Source organism: Rhodomicrobium sp. R_RK_3, from assembly GCF_002198715.1.
In the GTDB taxonomy this organism is placed as follows: Bacteria; Pseudomonadota; Alphaproteobacteria; order Rhizobiales; family Rhodomicrobiaceae; genus R-RK-3.
On the sequence record NZ_MWLK01000001.1, the window covers coordinates 73,338 to 90,999 of the forward strand.

A 17,662-nucleotide genomic window follows, 5' to 3' on the forward strand; every position below is an offset into this window, starting at 1 on the left:
ACAGGCCGATATGCGCTGCAGCAATGTCCTGGCACACTCGCCACAAGCGAACGATCTCAAATGAGTGAGGAGACGAACGATGACCCTTCCGGGGGCGGTTCCAACGCAGGATAAGGATAAGCTTGAGCCGACCGGCCAAGCCAGCTTTGCAATCAAGGGACAGCAACACAGCTTTCCGGTCTATTCCGGCACGCTCGGCCCGGATGTGGTCGACATTTCAAAGTTTTACGCCGAGACGGGGGCGTTTACCTACGATCCGGGCTACACCTCGACCGGCGCCTGCCGCTCCGACATCACCTTCATCGACGGCGACAAGGGCATTCTCCTGCATCGTGGCTATCCGATCGAGCAGCTCGCGGAACAGGGGAATTTCCTGGAAACCTGTCACCTGCTGCTCTACGGCGACCTGCCGAACGAGGAGCAATATGCCGACTTCAAGAACCGTGTGACCTATCACACCATGCTGCACGAGCAGATGAACCGGTTCTATACGGGCTTCCGCCGGGACGCGCATCCGATGGCGGTGATGGTCGGGGTCGTCGGCGCGCTGTCGGCCTTCTATCACGACTCCACCGACATCACCGATCCCGTGCAGCGCGACATCGCGGCCATCCGCATGATCGCCAAGATGCCGACCATCGCGGCGATGGCCTATAAATATTCCATCGGCCAGCCCTTTATCTATCCGCGTAACGACCTCGATTACGCGTCGAACTTCCTCTATATGAGCTTCGCGGTGCCTTGCGACGAATACCGGGTCAACCCGGTGCTGTCGCGCGCCATGGACCGCATCTTCCTCCTGCACGCCGATCATGAGCAGAACGCCTCCACCTCGACGGTGCGGCTGGCCTCGTCCTCGGGCGCCAATCCCTTCGCCTGTATCGCCGCCGGCATCGCCTGCCTGTGGGGGCCGGCGCATGGCGGCGCGAACGAGGCGGCGCTGAAGATGCTGATGGAGATCGGCACCCCCGACCGCATCCCGGAATATGTGAAGAAGGCCAAGGACAAGAACGACCCGTTCCGCCTGATGGGCTTTGGCCACCGCGTCTACAAGAATTACGACCCGCGCGCCCGCGTCATGCAGCAGACCTGCCGCGAAGTGCTCGACATCGTCGGCATCAAGAACGATCCCTTGCTGCAGGTGGCGATGGAGTTGGAGCGCATCGCGCTCGAGGATGATTATTTCATCGAGAAGAAGCTCTATCCAAACATCGACTTCTATTCCGGCATCACGCTGAAGGCGCTCGGCTTCCCGACCTCGATGTTCACGGTTTTGTTCGCCATCGCGCGCACGGTCGGCTGGATCGCGCAATGGAAAGAGATGATCGAGGATCCGGATCAGCGCATCGGCCGCCCGCGCCAGCTCTATACGGGCCCGGGCTTGCGCGAATATGTGCCGATCACCAAGCGCTGATTATTGCTAAGAATTATAGAGGACGGCGGGGCAAGTCTCCGCCGTCCTTTTTGCTTGAGCGGGAACCAACCCATCCGGCCACGCATTTCTGACCCACTGACCGGAGGATATGCATTTGAAGATCACCTGTCTCGCCCTTGCCTGCACGCTGATCGCGGCTCCCGCCTTCGCTCAGACCCAGCCCTCGGTGACGCTGCCGCCTCCCGCGGACAAGACCGCGACGCCAGCGCCGGAGGAAAAGCCCGCGCCCGCCAATCCCGACGCCAAGCCCACCCCTTCGGACAAGCAGGGCAACGAAACCGGCTGGGGCGGCAACTGGAAAACCGACGACGAAGGCAAAGCCGACCCCAAACGCAATGAGGTGCAGGGGCAGCCCAAATGAGTTTGGTTTGCCGAGACCTTTGCGCCTCTTCCGTCGTCCCGGACGCCGCGCAGCGGTGAGCCGGAACCCATTGGCGGAACAGTTGGCACCGTGCTCGCGGAGGGGCGAGTGGGCCCCGGCTCTACGGCCGGGGCGGCGGAGAAGTTGTGTCAGAGAGTGAAGAGACCCCGTTGCGGGCGCCGCGCCCGAATGCTGACGCCGTCATGCCTCTTCCTTGCATGCCCGCGAAGGCGGGGATCCAGTAAAGGGCAAACTTAGCCGTTCAGCACAGCCGTAATTACACACGCTGCGGCGTACTGGATTCCCGCTTCACGGGTATGACAATCATGGGGCTGAGGCCGGGGCAATTCCCGATATCCATAGTCTTCGAAATCCCCGCGCAGGCGGGGATCCGGTACCCCTCAGCGCCAGCGGTCGGGCATCATGCCAATTTCGAATTGAATACTGGATCCCCGCCTGCGCGGGGATTTCGCGCTGATTGGCTCAGTCTAACGCGGCACCGACAGCCGCTTCTTGATCCCCTGCTCGATCACGGCGATCGCCGTCTCGGCGGCGCGCTCGCTCGGCGTGGTGCCGTCGAGCAGCATCTTGCCTGCTATGCGGTTGATGCCGCTTTCCTGGCGCTGGCGCTCGGCGGTGTCGGAGAGGAGGGGCAGCAGCGCTTCGGTCAGCTTCTCGCCGGTGCAATCCTCCTGGATATATTCCGGGAAGATGTTCTCGCCGATCACCAGATTGGCCAGCACGATCGAGGGCACCTTGATGAAGCGCCGCAAATGCACCGCCAGCCCGTCGACCCGGTAGGCGACCACCATCGGCACGCCGGACAGCCCGAGCTCCAATGTCACCGTGCCCGAAGCGGCGAGCGCCGCCTTGGCCAGCCGGAAGGATTTGAACTTGTCGCTCTCGCCCATCACCAGATGCGGCCGAACCGGCCAATCGGCGAGCCCGGCCTCGATCAGACCGCGCACCGAGGCGACCGCCGGGATAATCACCTCCATCGGCCCGTTGCGCTCCAGGAGCAGCCGCACGGCCTCGCCGAAGGGCTGCATCAGGCGCTTGACTTCGGTCGGCCGGCTGCCGGGCAGCACCAAGAGCACCGGCTTGGCCGGATCGAGCCCCAGCCGGACGGCAAGTTCCGCCGCATCCAGACTGTTGATCCAATCGACCTTTTCGATCATCGGATGGCCGACATAGGAGCAAGGCGGCCCGCCGAGCTGGCGATGAGCTTCCGGCTCGAAGGGCAGGATCGCCATCAGATGGTCCACATAGGGGCGCATCTTCCTGGCGCGGCCCGGACGCCAGGCCCAGACGCTCGGCGAGACATAGTCGATGATCGGGATCATCGGCAGGCGCTTGCGGATGCGCTTGGCGACCGGATGGGTGAATTCGGGACTGTCGATGATGATGACGCCGTCGGGATCGGCGAGCAGCCCGGCCGAGACCGCCTGATAGACCCGGCGCACCAGCTTGGGCAGCCGGGCGAGGATGGCGAGCGGCCCCATCACGGCGATGTCGGCGAGCGGGAAGATCGAGCGCAGCCCTTCGGCTTCCATGGCCTCGCCGCCGACGCCGGAGAACAGGATCGGCGTGTCGGACTTGGCCTTCATGGCCGCCATCAGCTTGCCGCCGAGCAGGTCGCCGGAATGCTCGCCCGCGACGATGAAGATGCGGCGCGCTCTGGGTTTCAAAACCGTCTCCTTGCGGCCGGGGAGGATCGAAAATGGCCGATAATGATTGCGCAAGATTTTTGGGGAAAAGCCGAACGCGCCTTCCCCCGATCGTGATCCGGGTGGCCGGGAATCAGACCGTCATGTCGGCGCCGGTCACGAAAAGCTTGTGGCGGTCGGCCAAGTTGACCATCTCCGCCTGATCCGCGATCATAACTTGTCCGCTCATAACCGCAATCCCCGCGAGGCCGGCAGCCGCGGCTAATTCGACGGTGCGTGGTCCGACAACGGGCATGTCGATGCGGAGTTCCTGCCCCTGCTTGGGCGCCTTGACCAGCACGCCGGCGCGCTTATGGCCGCCCCACTGCTTCAACCCGGCGCAGCGTTTCAGCATTTCGTCGGTGCCCTCGGCCGCCTCGACCGCCAGCACATGGCCGCGCGCGATGACGGCGGCCTGACCGACATCGAACGGCCCGAGGGCTGCCAGCAGGGCAAAGCCATGCGCGATGTCGCGCTCATCCTCGTCGCCCGGCGCGAGCCCGCCGCAGGGGCCCTTGGGCGCCAGCAGCGCGGGGGCGATCTCATGCGCGCCGCGCACGGTAAAGCCCTGGGCCTCGAAGAAGCGGACGACGCGCTTCAGAACGGTGTCGTCGCCGCCGCGCGTCAGGGTGAGGATGGTGGGCAGGTGCCGGATCAGGCCGAAATCGACGCCGACCTTGCGCAGATCGGGCCGGCGCAGGCTGCCGACGATGACGAGTTCGGCGCAACGGGCCTCGCGCAGCGCGCCGAGCAGTCCGCCGAGCTCGCCGAGCCGCACCCAGCGATGGGGGAAGCGCGCGATATCGGCGCTGGCCTGGCCCTTCAGCGCCACCACCTGCACCTCGATGCCCTTGGCGAGCGCCGCCTCGCAGACCGCGACCGGGATCGAGCCGGCGGCGGCGACGATGCCGAGGCGCGTCGGAAGCGGCCTAGCCGGCATATGCGCACCTCATGCCGCTGCCCCGCCCCAGCATCTCCGGCTCAGCCGCCGTTGCGCGGCACGCAGAGCGAACGGCTCGACTCGGCCTTGATGAACTGCACGATGCGCTGGACATGGGCGTCCTCGCTGAACATCTTCTCAACGTCGTCCAGCCTTTCGCTGATCGTGCCTTCGGTGGCGAACAGCATGCGGTAGGCCTTGCGCAGGCTGTGGATCTTTTCGCGGTCGAAATTATGCCGCTTCATGCCGACGATGTTCAAGCCGGCCAGATGCGCGCGGTTGCCGAGCGCCATGCCGAAGGGGATGACGTCGTTCTCGACGCCCGACATGCCGCCGATGAAGGCGTGGGCGCCGATGCGCACATGCTGGTGCACGGCGGACAGCCCGCCGACGCTGGCGAAATCGCCGACGACGCAATGGCCGCCGAGCGTCGCGTTATTGACCAGGAGCACATTGTTGCCGATGTGGCAGTCATGCGCGATATGGGCGCCGGTCAGGAACAGGCCGTTATTGCCGACGCGGGTGATGAGGCCGCCCTGCTCGGTGCCGGGGTTCATCGTCACATATTCGCGGATGACATTGTTCGAACCGACGATCAGCCGGCTGTCCTCACCGCGGAATTTGCGGTCCTGCGGCGACTGGCCGATCGAGGCGAAGGGGAAGATCTGCGTCCCCTCGCCGATCTCGGTCTTGCCGGCGATGACGACGTGCGAATGGATCCGCACATTGTCGGCCAGCACGACTTCGGGACCGATCACCGAGAACGGGCCGATTTCCACATTCGCTCCGACCCGGGCGCCGGCCTCGACGATGGCGGCGGGGTGGATAAGGGTGCCGTCGCCGGCATGCACGGACGCTTGGGAACTCGGAATGTGCATATCAGCCAGCGGCTGCCTCTCGTGCTTTGTTGGGATCGATGATCATGGCGCTGATTTCGGCCTCGGCGACCAGCGCGCCCTCGACCTTGGCCTCGCATTGGAACCGCCATACGGGCCCGCGATTGCGGATCTTCTTGACGTGATAGTGGAGGCAGTCGCCGGGCAGCACCGGGCGGCGGAATTTGGCCCGGTCGATCGACATGAAATAGACGACGCGCGGCTCGTAGGTCTCGCCGAGCTCGGCGACGCAGATGGCGCCCGCCGTCTGGGCCATGCCCTCGATCAGCAGCACGCCCGGCATCACCGGAAAGCCGGGGAAATGGCCCTGGAAGCAGGGCTCGTTGATGGTGACGTTCTTGATGCCGGTGGCGGAGCGGTCGCCGTCGATGTCGATGATGCGGTCGATCATCAGAAAGGGATAGCGATGCGGCAGCAGCCTCATCACGCGGGCGATGTCCGCCGTGCCGAGCGTCTTCGTCGCCGGGGCCGCCGAATTTTCCTCGGTCATGCCGCGCACTCCCCGCCGATCTGCTGCAATTGTCCTGCCGTCATCTCACTCACCAAGTTTCGTCAAGTCTTTCAGATGCTTGCCGCTCAGCTTGTCGGTCAAGCGCTTCATCAGGGCGATTTCGCGCGCCCAGGCCCGCAGCGGCTTGGCCGGCGTGCCGCCCCAGCGTTCGCCGCGCGGCACGCTCTCGGCGACGCCGCTATTGCCCGCGACCTGCGCCCCGGCGCCGATGGTGATATGTCCCACCGTGCCGCTCTGGCCGCCCATCACGGCGAAATCTTCCAGAACCGAGGAGCCCGAAATCCCGACCTGCGCCACCAGCACGCAATGCCTGCCGATGATGACGTTATGGCCAATCTGAACGAGATTATCAATCTTCGTTCCCTCGCCGATGATGGTATCGCGCAAGGCGCCCCGGTCGACGGCGCTGTTGGCGCCGATCTCGACCCAGTCCTGGATGATGACGCGGCCGATCTGGTGCACTTTGTAGTGCAAATCGCGGCCCATGGCGAAGCCAAATCCGTCCTGGCCGATGGCCGCGCCGGAATGGATGATGACGTTGTTGCCGATCAGCGCATGGGTGATGACGGCGCGCGGGCCGATGAAGCAATTGCGCCCGATGGCGCAGCGATAGCCGATGACCGCGCCGGCCGCGATGCGGGTGCCCGCGCCGATCTGGGCTTCCGGGCCGATGATGGCGCCGGGCTCGACGATGACGCCGGCTTCCAGCACGGCGCTTGGGTCGATATGGGCGCCGCCGGGGGCCGTCGGGGCGGCCGCCTTGGGCTGGGCCGCCTCGGGATAGAACAGGCCGAGCGCCTTGGCATAGGCGCGGTAGGGCTCGGGCGAGACCAGCACGGCGGTGCGGGGCGGGACGCGCTCGGCGAATTTGGCCTGGATGAAGCAGGCCGCCGCCTTCGTGCCGGCGAGCTGAGGCAGATATTTCGGATTGTCGAGGAAGGCGACGTCGGACGGGCCCGCCGCGTCGAGCGGACGGATGTCGGAAATCTCGCGGGCGGCGAGCGCCTCGTCGGCAAGAACGGCGCCGCCGATTTCGGCGATGCGGGCCAGGGGAAAGGGGCCGGCGCGGTGGTAGAAGCCTGGATGTTCCATTGGTTTTTCTTGCTTCTGAAATGCCGAAGGCCCCGCCGATCGGGGCCTTCGCAAATTTGCTCGTCAAGCGCTCCTAGAACTTGGTCGTCGCGCCGAAGCGGAAGAATTCCTCTTCGTCGAGATCTGCCTTGTTGATGACATAGGCAAAGTCTGCGCGGAGCGGGCCGACCGGCGAGTTCCAGAGCAAGCTTGCACCGACCGAAGACCGAAGCACGTCGTCATTGTTGACCGCACCCGAGAAGTCGCTGTCGAACAAGGAGCCGGCGTCGGCAAAGACGGCACCGCTGAAGCCAAGCTCTTCCGGCAGGAACGGGATCGGGAAGCGCACTTCCAGCGTACCGGCGTAGAAGATATTACCACCGATGGCGTCGAAATCGCCGCTGCCGTCCGTCCGCTGAGCGCGCGGGCCGATACCGGAGGTGTCGAAGCCGCGGATCGTCTCACCGCCCTTAAAGAAGGCGTCGACCGCGACCACGTCCTGCCCGCCGAAGCCGGCAATGTGACCGCCGATCAACCGGCCGACCAGGGTGATGCCCTCATAGATCGGATAGTAGCCACGCGCTTCAGCCACGGTCTGGATGTAGTTCACGTCGCCGCCGACACCCGCCAGTTCCTGGGTAAGGGCAAAATAGGCGCCCTTGGACGGGTTGAGGCGGTTGTTGCGCGAGTCCCAGGTCAAGGAGTAGCCGACCGACGAGATCAAGCGTTCGCCTTCGACCTGCTTGATGGCTTCCGAAGCGTCGTCGTCGACGTTGAACACTTCGTCCTGCACCAGGCTGTAGCTCGGCTGCAGCCAGACATTGTCGGTCAGGGCGAAGCCGACGCGGACCGAACCGCCCGTCTTGCGCTGCTCGTAGCCCGACTCGTCGCTGAAGTCGTTTTCCTTGTGGAAGGCGTCGAAGCCGGCCGAGATGTTCTGGTCGAGGAAGCGCGGCTCGGTGAAGCTGAGGTCGATCTGGCCGCTTTCCAGGCTGCCCGACAGTTTCACCCGCAGGAACTGGCCCTTACCGAGCAGGTTGCGCTCCGTATAGGCAACTTCGGCGATGGCGCCCACGCTGGAGGAGTAACCACCGGCCAGCGAGAGTTCACCCGTTGCCTGCTCTTCGACGACGAAGTTCAGCACGACGCGGTCAGGCGCGGAACCGGGTTCGCGGTTCACCTTCACGCTCTTGAAGAAGGCCAGCTTCTGCAGACGGACGCGGGCCTGGTCGACCAGCAGCCGGTTGTAAGCGTCACCTTCAGCCAGACGCAGCTCGCGGCGGATCACGTAATCCCGAGTGCGGGCGTTGCCGACGATGTTGATGCGCTCGATATAGACCCGCGGGCCCTGCTCGACGACATAGACGATGCCGATGGTGCGGCTGATCGGGTCACGCTCGACGCGCGGCCGGATCTGCCCGAAGGCATAGCCCTGCTCGGCGACGGCGATGGTCAGCTTTTCCGTGGTGTTGTCGACATATTCGGCATTGTAGGTCGCGCCCTGATGGGTGAGAACTTCGCCCCTCAGGCTGGCCGGATCGATCGAGGGCAGCGTCGATTCGATATCGACCTTGCCGAAATTGTAGAGCTCGCCCTCTTCCACCGTGAAGGTGATGAAGAAGCCCTTGCCTTCCCGGTCCAGATCGGCGACGGCGGAGACGACGCGCGCATCGGCATAGCCACTCTTGAGATAATAGCGGCGCAGCAATTCGCGGTCGAGATTGAGCCGGTCCGGATCGTAGACGTCGGTCGACTTCAGGAAGCTGAGGAAATTCGATTCGGTCGTGGTGATCACGCTGCGGAGCTGAGAGTCCGAAAAGGCGCGATTGCCGATGAAGGTGATGTTCAGAACCTTGGTCTCAGGACCTTCCTGAATGACGAAGGCGAGGTTCACGCGCTCATTGTCGAGCTGGATCACCTGCGCGTCGACCTGCACCGCGTAATAGCCGGAGCGGCGGTACACGTCCAGAATGCGCTGGACGTCCGATTGCACCTTGGCGCGGGTGAAGACCGAGCGGGGCTTCAACTGGACTTCAGGAGCGAGGGTCTCGTCCTTGATGTCCTTGTTACCCTCGAACACGACCTGGTTGATGATCGGGTTTTCGTTCAGCACCGTAACGGTGACGACGCCGTTATTCTGCTGAATGTTGACATTCTCGAACAGCCCCGTGGCGACGAGCGCCCGGATGCTTTCATTGGCCTGGTACGGATCGTAGCGATCGCCTTGATTGAAGGTCAGATAGCTCTTGATCGTCTCCGGCGCGATGCGCTTCGACCCGACGACCCTGATCTCACGGATCACAGGCCCGGACTGAGCATATGCTTCGCTGCCCACGACCGTCTGGATCCCCCCGGACCAAACGCACGCGGCTGCCAGCAGACTTGCCAGAAGTTTCAGTCTGATCATTGCCATGCGCAGCATTGGTAATTCTTTGCCCCCGTTACGCCGGTCCCCCAAGACGTCAGCTCACCCAATTATCAGCCACCGGTTTGTGTCTGCAATTTGGCCCAGGCCGCGACGTCTCAAGATCCTCCGCGGATGTGGCCCCCCGGCCACGACCGCCTTCCCGTTTCTCACCACCGATGAACGATTCCGGCTTGTCACCAATAAAGCCTTGAACCTTCATCCTTTATCCCATTTGACGGATCAGATGAATCACATCGTTCCGTGTCGCAAAAAGCATTAACATGATCACCAATGCGAAGCCAATTCTAAAACCGATTTCCATGACCCTTTCACTCAATGGCCGGCCGCGTATGGCTTCTATGCCATAGAACAGCAGGTGGCCGCCATCGAGCATCGGGATAGGAAACAGGTTCAGAAGGCCGATATTGATCGAGATGATCGCAATCCAGCGGAACAACTCCACGAAGCCGATCGAGGCGACCTCGCGCGAAAGTTGTGCAATACCGACCACGCCGCGAACCTGATCGCCGGAAGCCTGTCCGACCGCGAGTTTCTGAATGAAAACCAGAGGTTGCTTCATCCAGAAATACGTTTCGGAAAGGCTCTGCGAAAACGCCTCGACGGGGCCGAATTGCTTGTAGGTAACGTCCTCGTTCTTGCGGCCGATGCCGAGCAGGCCGATCTGAACCAGATTGCCGAATCGGTCCTTGGTTTCCTTCAGCTTCGGCGTCGCCACGAGGGTCAGCGGCTGGCCATTGCGGTCGACCGTGACGTGGAGCGGGGTTTCGGCATTCAGCATGACGATGCGCTGGATGTCGTCGAAGCTCTGGATATTGGTGCCGTCAATGCCGCGGATGACGTCGCCGGGCTGGAAACCGGCCTCGGCAGCGGCGCTGTCCGGCTCGACCGTCGCGACGCGCGGCTCCAGGATCGGCTTGCCCATGAAGATGAACCAGGCCGTCAGGATGACGATGGCGAGCAGGAAATTGGCCAAAGGCCCGGCGGCGACGACGGCGGCGCGCTGGTAGACCGGCTTGGCGTGGAAATTCCCCGCCCGCTCCTCGGGCGAGAGCGCCGCCAGATCGCCTTGGCTGGGAACGCTCGCGGCATTCTCGTCGCCCTTGAATTTCACATAGCCGCCGAGCGGCACCCAGGCGAGGCGCCACCGCGTGCCGTAGCGGTCGTAGAAGCCGCCGATTTCGGGGCCGAAGCCGATGGAGAACGCCTCCACGCTGACGCCGAAAAATCGCGCGACGAGGAAATGCCCCATCTCATGGACGAAAACCACAACGCCCAGAACGAACAGGAACGGTACAACCCATGAGAGGTAGTACCAGGCGCCCGTCCACATCGCCGTATCGGCTAGATTGGTCATGCGAATGCAACTCCGGTTAACGGGCGCCGCGCGCCCGGCGGGATCACGTCCCGGCAAGCGGCTCGTGCATCAGGCGGCGCAGAGCCGCGTGGCGAGCGCCCGGGCCGCACGGTCGGCTTCGAGAACATCGTCCAGCGTCTTGGCGACGAATGTCCCGTATTCAGCAAGCGATGCCTCGAGCGCGGCTTCCACGACTGTCGGTATAGTCATAAAGCCGATTTGTCCGGCAAGAAAGCTTTCTACTGCGATTTCGTTAGCGGCATTGAGCACCGTCGGCGCGATGCCGCCCGCCTGCAGCGCCTCGCGGGCGATGCGCAGCGCGGGAAAGCGCGTCTCGTCGGCCGCCTCGAAGGTCAATTGCGCGAGCTTGACCAGATCCAGCCGCTCGGTCGGCGCCGCCATGCGTTCGGGCCAGGACAGGCTGTAGGCAATCGGCGTGCGCATGTCGGGCGCGCTCATCTGCGCGATGACCGAGCCGTCGCAATATTGCACGAGGCAATGGATGATCGACTGCGGATGCACCAGCACGCGGAGCTGGTCCACCTCGACCGGAAAAAGGTGATAGGCCTCAATGATTTCAAGGCCCTTGTTCATCAGCGTGGCACTGTCGATGGTGATCTTGCGGCCCATCGACCAGTTGGGGTGTTTCAGCGCCTGTTCGGGCTTGGCCGCCTTGAGCTGCGCCGCGCTCCAGTCGCGGAACGGGCCGCCGGAGGCCGTCAGGGTGATGAACTCGATGCAGCGCGAGGGCGAGCCGTCGATGGCCTGAAAGGCGGCGGAATGCTCGCTGTCGACGGGCAGGAGCCGGGTGCCGGCCGCCTTGATCGCCGAGAGGAAGACTTCGCCGGCCGAGACCAGGCATTCCTTGTTCGCCAGCGCGACGCAGGTGCCTTGCGTGGCGGCGGCAAATGTCGGCCTGAGCCCTGCGGCGCCGACGATGGCCGCCATGATCCAGTCGGCGGGAATGCGGGCCGCGTCACAGACGGCGTCCTCGCCGGCGGAGGCCTCGATGCCGGTGCCGGCCAGCAGTTTCTTCAGCTTGCCGAACTGGCTGGGGTCGGCAAGCGCCGCATGCTTGGCGCGGTGTTTGATCGCCAGCTCGGCGAGGCTTTCGGCGTTCGTGCCCGCCGTCAGCGCCACGATTTCGAATTGCTCAGGCGTCCGGCCGATCAGGTCGAGCGTGCTTTGCCCGACCGAGCCTGTTGCGCCCAGGACGGTGACTTTACGCGGGTTCATTGAGAATCAGCCCTCCGCTTGCCGACGGATCATTGCCTTTAAACTGTTTCATGGCCAGAGCAATAATGCGCGGCCGGGATTGGCGGGGTCGAGGCTCCAGGCGATGATGCCCGCCGCCACCGCGACGACGACGAGGCCGTCAATGCGGTCGAGCACGCCGCCATGACCGGGAATGAGGCCGCTGGAATCCTTCATGCCGAAGACGCGCTTCAGCGCCGATTCGCCGAGATCGCCGAGCTGGGCGACGGCCGCGAGCCCGATGGCGAGCAGCGCCAGCCGCCCATTGCTCTCGCCGATCAGGATGCCGAAGATGAGGCCGGCGAGCCCGGCCGCCAGCGCGCCCCCGATCAGGCCGGACCATGTCTTCTTGGGTGAGATGCGCGGCGCAAGCTTCGGGCCGCCGAGCCAGCGGCCGAACACATAGGCGGCGCTGTCGGTGGTCCAGACGATGGCGAAGATGTAGAGGATCGCCTGCCAGCCATAGGCGGCGTCGCTCCGCAGCCAGATCAGGGCGATGGCGGGCAGCCCCGCGTAATAGACCCCCGCCGCCGACCACCAGGCTTGCGGGCGCTCGTCCTTGAAGGCGCGCACGGCGAAGACGCCGATGGTGCCAAGGATGACGGCGAAAAGGGCGCAGCTCAGGCAGCCGCGCACCGTCGCCCAGGAGGCGATGGCGGTCGCGGCAAGCTGGACGAAGAAGGCGGCGTCGAAGCCGGAATTGCGCACCAGCCGGCCCCATTCCCACGCCATGGCGGCGATGAACAGGGTGATCAGCACGGCGAAGCTTTCGAGGCTGGTGAGGGTGAGGAAGAGCGCGACGGCGACGAGGATCAGCGCCGAATAGATCCGGACCGATAATTCCCGTGTCTTGCCCTGATGTGCCGTGCCCTGCCCGTTTTCGGATGAAATCGGTTCACCCGTCACGCGCTGCATCTTGCGCTCAATCCTCCGAAGCGGCGCTCCCGGCTCTGAAAGTCGGAGACGGCCTTGACCAGCATCTCCTTGGAGAAATCCGGCCAATAGGCATCGAAGAAGACGAATTCGGTATAGGCGCATTGCCAGAGCAGGAAGTTGCTGATGCGCTTGTCGCCGCCGGTGCGGATCATCAGGTCGGGCTCCGGCAGGCCGTGCGTGTCGAGCTGGGCGTCGAACATCTCGGCGCTGATGTCGGCGGGGTCGATCTCGCCGCGCGCCGCCTTCAGCGCGAGCGCCCGCGCCGCCCGCGCGATCTCGTCGCGTGAGCCGTAATTGAAAGCCGTGGTGAGGCCGAGGCCGGTGTTGTTCCTGGTGATCTCGACCGCGTCGCGGATCAGCTTCACCACCTCAGGCTCGACCTTTTCCTCGGTGCCGATGACGCGGATGCGGACATTCTGCTCGTGCAGATCGGCAAGGTCCCGCCGGATGAACAGCTTCAAAAGCCCCATCAGGTCGGTGATCTCGTCCTGCGGGCGGCGCCAGTTCTCGGACGAGAAGGTGTAGAGCGTCAGATGGCCGATGCCGAGCTCGATGGCCGCCCGGACGCAGGCGCGCACCGACTCGACGCCCCGCCGGTGGCCCTCGGCGCGCGGCAGGCCGCGCTGCTTGGCCCAGCGGCCATTGCCGTCCATGATGATCGCAATATGAGCGGGGACGGGCCCCGCCGCATCCATCGAAACCGCATTTTCTGGTGGCGTCATCGCAAGTGCCAACCCGTCCACTATGAACCTAGAACACGAAAGAAACCGGCCGCGGGCCTAGACCTGCATGATTTCGGCTTCCTTGGTCGAAAGCGTGCCGTCGATTTCCTTAATAATCTTGTCTGTCAGCTCCTGCACCTTGGCCGACAGCGAATGATGATCGTCCTCGCCGATGGAATGATCCTTTTCGAGGCGCTTCAGCAGGTCCATGCCGTCGCGGCGGACATTGCGGACCGAAATCCGCGCCTGCTCGGCATATTTGGCGGCGATCTTGGAGAGCTCGGTGCGCCGCTCCTGGTTCAGCTCCGGGATGGGCAGGCGCAGCGTGGTGCCGTCCATGACCGGGTTGAGGCCGAGATCGCTCTCGCGAATGGCCTTGTCGACGGCGTTGACCATGCTCTTGTCCCAGACCGAGACCGAGATCATGCGCGGCTCGGGCACCGAGACCGTCGCCACCTGGTTGATCGGCATCTTCGAGCCATAGGCGCTGACCATGATCGGATCGAGCAGGCTGGCGCTGGCCCGGCCGGTGCGCAGACCGCCGAATTCCTGTTTGAGAATTTGGAGCGCGCCGCGCATCCGCTTCTCGATATCCTTGAGGTCGAAATTGCCGTCCGCCATGGTCTTGATCCTTGCTTCGCGGTTTTGACGCCGTAAATCGATTCTGTGGTAATGCCTTGCGGGGCGGAGCGCAATATCATCCCCGCCGGTTTAGGTGTTCCGCGCAAGGCCCCGGGGGCCGTCGCCGGGCGCGGCGCGGCTCAGCCCGCCGTCACCAGGGTCGAGGCCAGCTCGCCATAGAGCACCTGCTCGATGCTGCCCTCGCCTTCGACGCAGAAGACCAGGATCGGGATCGCCGCATCGCGCGCGAGCGCAAAGGCCGCGCCGTCCATGATCTTCAGATTGCGGGCGAGCGCCTCGTCATAGGTCAGCCTTTCGTAGCGCACCGCATTCGGGTCGCGCTTGGGATCGGCGGAATAGACGCCGTCGACCTGGGTGGCCTTGAGGATGACGTCGCAGCCCATTTCGGCGGCGCGCAAGGCGGCGGTGGTGTCCGTCGTGAAGAACGGGTTGCCGGTGCCGCCGGCGAAAATCACGATCTTGCCTGCGGCGAGATCCCGCAGCGCGCGGTCGCGCTGGAACAGCTCGGCGCCGACCTGCTCGACGGGAATCGCCGAGTGGATGGCAACCGCTGCCCCTGCCCGCTCCAGTGCATTGCCGAGCGCAACGGCGTTCATCACCGTCGCCAGCATGCCGATATAATCGGCCTTGACCCGGTCCATGCCGGAGGCGGCGCCCGCCATGCCGCGAAAGATATTGCCGCCGCCGATCACCACACAGATCTGCGTGCCGCCGAGCGAGGCGGCCTTAATCTCGCGGGCAAAGCGCAGCGCGGTCGCGGGATCGACGCCATAGGCGGCATCGCCGAGTAAAGCCTCGCCGGAGAGTTTTAGCAGGGCCCGCCGGTAAAGCGGCGCGCGAGGCGATTCAGCGGCCATGTTTGGGGCTCCTCAGACTGTCCGCCATTGCAAGACCCAATTGGTTTCCGCTGCTGGAAAAAAGGCCCCCTCACCCACCGGCCTTCGGCCGGAGCCCTCTCCCTCGAGGGGAGAGGGCAAGCGGGGCGCCTCTCGTTTTTTTTGCCCTCTCCCCTTGAGGGAGAGGGCGGGCGCCGGAGGCGACCGGGTGAGGGGGCTGCTTGTTCAGCCCTTAACCTGCCGCCGCCGCCGCGACTTCAGCGGCGAAATCGCTCTCGGCCTTCTCGATGCCTTCGCCGAGCGCGTAGCGCACGAAGCCGGTCACCTTGACAGGCGCGCCGATCTTCTTCTCGGCCAGCGCGATCGCCTGCTCGACGGTGTTCTCGCCGTCGATGACGAAGATCTGCTTCAGCAGCACCGACTCCTTGAAGAACTTGTCGAGCCGGCCCTGCACCATCTTCTCGATGACCGCGTCGGGCTTGCCCTTGCCCTGCTCACGGGCCTGCTCGGTGAGTACGGCGCGCTCGCGTTCGACCACGACCGGGTCGATGTCCTCGGCGGTCAAAGCGAGCGGGTTGGTCGCCGCGACATGCATGGCGATCTGGCGGCCGAGCTCCATCAGCTTGCCCTTGTCACCGGTCGATTCGACCGCGACCAGCACGCCCATCTTGCCCAGATCCGGCGCCACCGAATTATGCACATAGCTCGCCACGACGCCGTCGCCGACCGTCAGATAGGCCGTGCGGCGCAGACTCATGTTCTCGCCGATCTTGCCGACCATCTCCTGGATGTGGTCCGTCACCGCCTTGCCGCCCGGCATGGGCGAGGCCGCGAGCTTGGCGGTGTCGCCCTTCGCCTTCAGAGCCAGCGTCGCGATCTCCTTGACCATCGACTGGAACAGCTCGTTGCGGGCGACGAAATCAGTCTCCGAATTCACCTCGACCACCGTGCCGGCCTTGGGCTCGACGGCGACGCCGATCAGGCCTTCGGCCGCAACGCGGTCGGCTTTCTTGGCCGCCTTGGACAGGCCCTTGGCGCGCAGCCAGTCGATGCCGGCTTCCATGTCGCCGCCCGTCTCGGTGAGGGCTGCCTTGCAGTCCATCATGCCCGCGCCGGTCTTCTCGCGCAGATCCTTGACCATCTGTGCCGTTATTGCCATGTCCGCCTCATTGAACCTAAGATTTCGGGCTTTGCTCTTTTCGAGCGTTATCCGTTCCGACGTCAGGGAACGGGGCTGTTACTTTGTGTCTGAACCTGAATATTGCAATAACGCCGCGCCCCCCGCTTGGGGGGACGGGCGTTTTGCACATTCAAGCTCTCGCCTGAGGCGCGGCTGGTTAAGCCGTCGCCTCGGCCGGTGCTGCGGCTTCCGCCTTGAGCGTCTTGGCCTGTTCGATCCAGCCGCTCTTGCTGATCTTGCCCTTGGCGTTGAAGGACTCGTCCAGCTCTTCCAGATTGTCCGGCGTGAACTCGGCGATCTGCCAGAAATGGTAGATGCCGTGCTCGTTCAGCTTGCGCGCCCAGCCCTTGCCGACGCCCGCCAGCTTGGTGAGATCGTCCGCCTCGCCCTCGGCTGCCGCCAGCGGCGTGAAGCCGGAGAGCTGGGCCGGTTCGGTCTCGACCACCTCGCGCGGAGCCCGGCGGCCCTTGCGCGGCTCGCCGGACAGGTCTTCCGAGAGCGGCTCGGCCGAAGCGCCGAGGTCAGCGCCGCCGCGCGATGCGCCGCGTTCGATGCCGTCGATGGCGGCGCGGGCGATCAGGTCGCAATAGAGCGTGATGGCGCGGCCGGCGTCGTCATTGCCCGGCACCAAAAAGTCGATGCCGTCGGGGTTGGAATTGCTGTCGACCACCGCGATCACCGGGATGCCGAGCTTCTTGGCTTCGGCGACGGCGATCGACTCCTTGTTGGTGTCGATGATGAACATCATGTCGGGCAGGCCGCCCATGTCGCGGATGCCGCCGAGGGCCTGTTCGAGCTTGTCGCGCTCGCGGGTGAGCTGCAGCAGCTCCTTCTTGGTGAAACCGTGCGCCGTGCCGCTGGAGAGCATTTCGTCGAGCTGGCGCAGGCGCTTGATCGAATTGGTGATGGTCTTCCAATTGGTCAGCATGCCGCCGAGCCAGCGGTGATTGACGTAATACTGGGCCGAGCGCTTTGCCGCATCAGCGATGACGTCCGACGCCGCGCGCTTGGTCGCGACGAACAGCACACGGCCGCCGCGCGCCACGATATCGCTCACCGCGACCAGCGCCTGATGCAGCAGCGGCACGGTCTGGGCGAGGTCGATGATGTGGATCTTGTTGCGGTCCCCAAAGAGGTAACGCTCCATTTTGGGGTTCCAGCGATGGGTCTGATGGCCGAAATGGACGCCCGCTTCCAGGAGCTGACGCATCGTAAACTGTGGCAAAGCCATGGGCTCGCCCTCCTTCTTTTCCGGTTAAATCCTCCGCGGAACATGCGGCCGGGTTCGACGCCAGCCACCGGAGCGAATGAATGGGGCCTCTCCCGAGGCCCTTCATGCGAAAATTCCGCGTGTGTGATGGAGCTGCTTATAGGGTGCGCCGGGGCAAAT

Annotated in this window: 16 protein-coding genes; 2 read left to right on the forward strand and 14 right to left on the reverse strand. The window is 64.4% G+C overall.

The window, feature by feature from the left end; translation table 11 throughout:
• Positions 1-79 precede the first annotated feature (79 nt).
• Positions 80-1,414, forward strand: a complete 1,335-nt coding sequence (gene gltA, locus BLEFHOIH_RS00350) for a citrate synthase (protein WP_088342506.1) — start codon at positions 80-82, stop codon at positions 1,412-1,414.
• Positions 1,415-1,529: 115 nt separating this feature from the next.
• On the forward strand, positions 1,530-1,796 hold the full coding sequence (locus BLEFHOIH_RS00355) for a hypothetical protein (RefSeq protein WP_125461519.1): 267 nt from the start codon (positions 1,530-1,532) through the stop codon (positions 1,794-1,796).
• 488 nt (positions 1,797-2,284) lie between these two features.
• On the opposite strand, the gene lpxB is transcribed toward BLEFHOIH_RS00355, so the two are convergent.
• The 14 genes from lpxB to BLEFHOIH_RS00425 form a co-directional block, all read right to left on the reverse strand.
• A complete protein-coding gene (lpxB, locus tag BLEFHOIH_RS00360) occupies positions 2,285-3,484 on the reverse strand; it encodes a lipid-A-disaccharide synthase (RefSeq protein ID WP_088342639.1) in 1,200 nt (399 codons plus the stop codon).
• Positions 3,485-3,596: 112 nt separating this feature from the next.
• Positions 3,597-4,442: a UDP-2,3-diacylglucosamine diphosphatase LpxI gene (lpxI, locus tag BLEFHOIH_RS00365; protein WP_088342508.1), complete on the reverse strand. Its 846-nt coding sequence runs from the start codon at positions 4,440-4,442 to the stop codon at positions 3,597-3,599.
• A gap of 41 nt (positions 4,443-4,483) precedes the next feature.
• The gene (lpxA, locus tag BLEFHOIH_RS00370; RefSeq protein ID WP_088342509.1) at positions 4,484-5,320 is read right to left on the reverse strand and encodes an acyl-ACP--UDP-N-acetylglucosamine O-acyltransferase; all 837 of its coding nucleotides are present in this window, start codon (positions 5,318-5,320) and stop codon (positions 4,484-4,486) included.
• A 1-nt stretch (position 5,321) separates the two neighbouring features.
• A complete protein-coding gene (gene fabZ, locus BLEFHOIH_RS00375) occupies positions 5,322-5,828 on the reverse strand; it encodes a 3-hydroxyacyl-ACP dehydratase FabZ (protein ID WP_088342510.1) in 507 nt (168 codons plus the stop codon).
• A 45-nt stretch (positions 5,829-5,873) separates the two neighbouring features.
• A complete protein-coding gene (lpxD, locus tag BLEFHOIH_RS00380) occupies positions 5,874-6,941 on the reverse strand; it encodes a UDP-3-O-(3-hydroxymyristoyl)glucosamine N-acyltransferase (RefSeq protein WP_088342511.1) in 1,068 nt (355 codons plus the stop codon).
• Between the two features lie 73 nt (positions 6,942-7,014).
• The gene (bamA, locus tag BLEFHOIH_RS00385) at positions 7,015-9,255 is read right to left on the reverse strand and encodes an outer membrane protein assembly factor BamA (RefSeq protein ID WP_245296806.1); all 2,241 of its coding nucleotides are present in this window, start codon (positions 9,253-9,255) and stop codon (positions 7,015-7,017) included.
• 295 nt (positions 9,256-9,550) lie between these two features.
• Positions 9,551-10,702, reverse strand: a complete 1,152-nt coding sequence (rseP, locus tag BLEFHOIH_RS00390) for an RIP metalloprotease RseP (RefSeq protein ID WP_088342512.1) — start codon at positions 10,700-10,702, stop codon at positions 9,551-9,553.
• Between the two features lie 69 nt (positions 10,703-10,771).
• Positions 10,772-11,938 (reverse strand): 1-deoxy-D-xylulose-5-phosphate reductoisomerase, encoded by a 1,167-nt coding sequence (dxr, locus tag BLEFHOIH_RS00395; protein ID WP_088342513.1) that lies wholly within the window; start codon positions 11,936-11,938, stop codon positions 10,772-10,774.
• Positions 11,939-11,986: 48 nt separating this feature from the next.
• A complete protein-coding gene (locus tag BLEFHOIH_RS00400) occupies positions 11,987-12,871 on the reverse strand; it encodes a phosphatidate cytidylyltransferase (RefSeq protein WP_088342514.1) in 885 nt (294 codons plus the stop codon).
• Positions 12,859-13,614, reverse strand: coding sequence for an isoprenyl transferase (locus BLEFHOIH_RS00405; RefSeq protein WP_088342515.1), 756 nt, complete (start codon positions 13,612-13,614; stop codon positions 12,859-12,861). The genes BLEFHOIH_RS00400 and BLEFHOIH_RS00405 overlap by 13 nt, the downstream gene beginning before the upstream one ends.
• A 57-nt stretch (positions 13,615-13,671) precedes the next feature.
• Entirely contained in the window at positions 13,672-14,235 is a 564-nt protein-coding gene (gene frr, locus BLEFHOIH_RS00410) for a ribosome recycling factor (RefSeq protein ID WP_088342516.1), read from the reverse strand.
• 140 nt (positions 14,236-14,375) lie between these two features.
• Positions 14,376-15,113, reverse strand: a complete 738-nt coding sequence (pyrH, locus tag BLEFHOIH_RS00415) for a UMP kinase (RefSeq protein WP_088342517.1) — start codon at positions 15,111-15,113, stop codon at positions 14,376-14,378.
• 211 nt (positions 15,114-15,324) lie between these two features.
• Positions 15,325-16,251: a translation elongation factor Ts gene (gene tsf / locus BLEFHOIH_RS00420; protein WP_088342518.1), complete on the reverse strand. Its 927-nt coding sequence runs from the start codon at positions 16,249-16,251 to the stop codon at positions 15,325-15,327.
• A 178-nt stretch (positions 16,252-16,429) separates the two neighbouring features.
• Positions 16,430-17,503: a 30S ribosomal protein S2 gene (locus BLEFHOIH_RS00425; RefSeq protein ID WP_088342519.1), complete on the reverse strand. Its 1,074-nt coding sequence runs from the start codon at positions 17,501-17,503 to the stop codon at positions 16,430-16,432.
• Positions 17,504-17,662 lie beyond the last annotated feature (159 nt).

Coding starts and splice junctions, on each gene's coding strand:
- lpxA (WP_088342509.1), bottom strand. CDS start 5,320: ATGCACATTCCGAGTTCCCAAGCGTCCGTGCATGCCGGCGACGGCACC.
- tsf (WP_088342518.1), bottom strand. CDS start 16,251: ATGGCAATAACGGCACAGATGGTCAAGGATCTGCGCGAGAAGACCGGC.
- lpxI (WP_088342508.1), bottom strand. CDS start 4,442: ATGCCGGCTAGGCCGCTTCCGACGCGCCTCGGCATCGTCGCCGCCGCC.
- lpxD (WP_088342511.1), bottom strand. CDS start 6,941: ATGGAACATCCAGGCTTCTACCACCGCGCCGGCCCCTTTCCCCTGGCC.
- rseP (WP_088342512.1), bottom strand. CDS start 10,702: ATGACCAATCTAGCCGATACGGCGATGTGGACGGGCGCCTGGTACTAC.
- pyrH (WP_088342517.1), bottom strand. CDS start 15,113: ATGGCCGCTGAATCGCCTCGCGCGCCGCTTTACCGGCGGGCCCTGCTA.
- frr (WP_088342516.1), bottom strand. CDS start 14,235: ATGGCGGACGGCAATTTCGACCTCAAGGATATCGAGAAGCGGATGCGC.
- BLEFHOIH_RS00400 (WP_088342514.1), bottom strand. CDS start 12,871: ATGCAGCGCGTGACGGGTGAACCGATTTCATCCGAAAACGGGCAGGGC.
- BLEFHOIH_RS00425 (WP_088342519.1), bottom strand. CDS start 17,503: ATGGCTTTGCCACAGTTTACGATGCGTCAGCTCCTGGAAGCGGGCGTC.
- dxr (WP_088342513.1), bottom strand. CDS start 11,938: ATGAACCCGCGTAAAGTCACCGTCCTGGGCGCAACAGGCTCGGTCGGG.
- BLEFHOIH_RS00405 (WP_088342515.1), bottom strand. CDS start 13,614: ATGACGCCACCAGAAAATGCGGTTTCGATGGATGCGGCGGGGCCCGTC.
- gltA (WP_088342506.1), top strand. CDS start 80: ATGACCCTTCCGGGGGCGGTTCCAACGCAGGATAAGGATAAGCTTGAG.
- fabZ (WP_088342510.1), bottom strand. CDS start 5,828: ATGACCGAGGAAAATTCGGCGGCCCCGGCGACGAAGACGCTCGGCACG.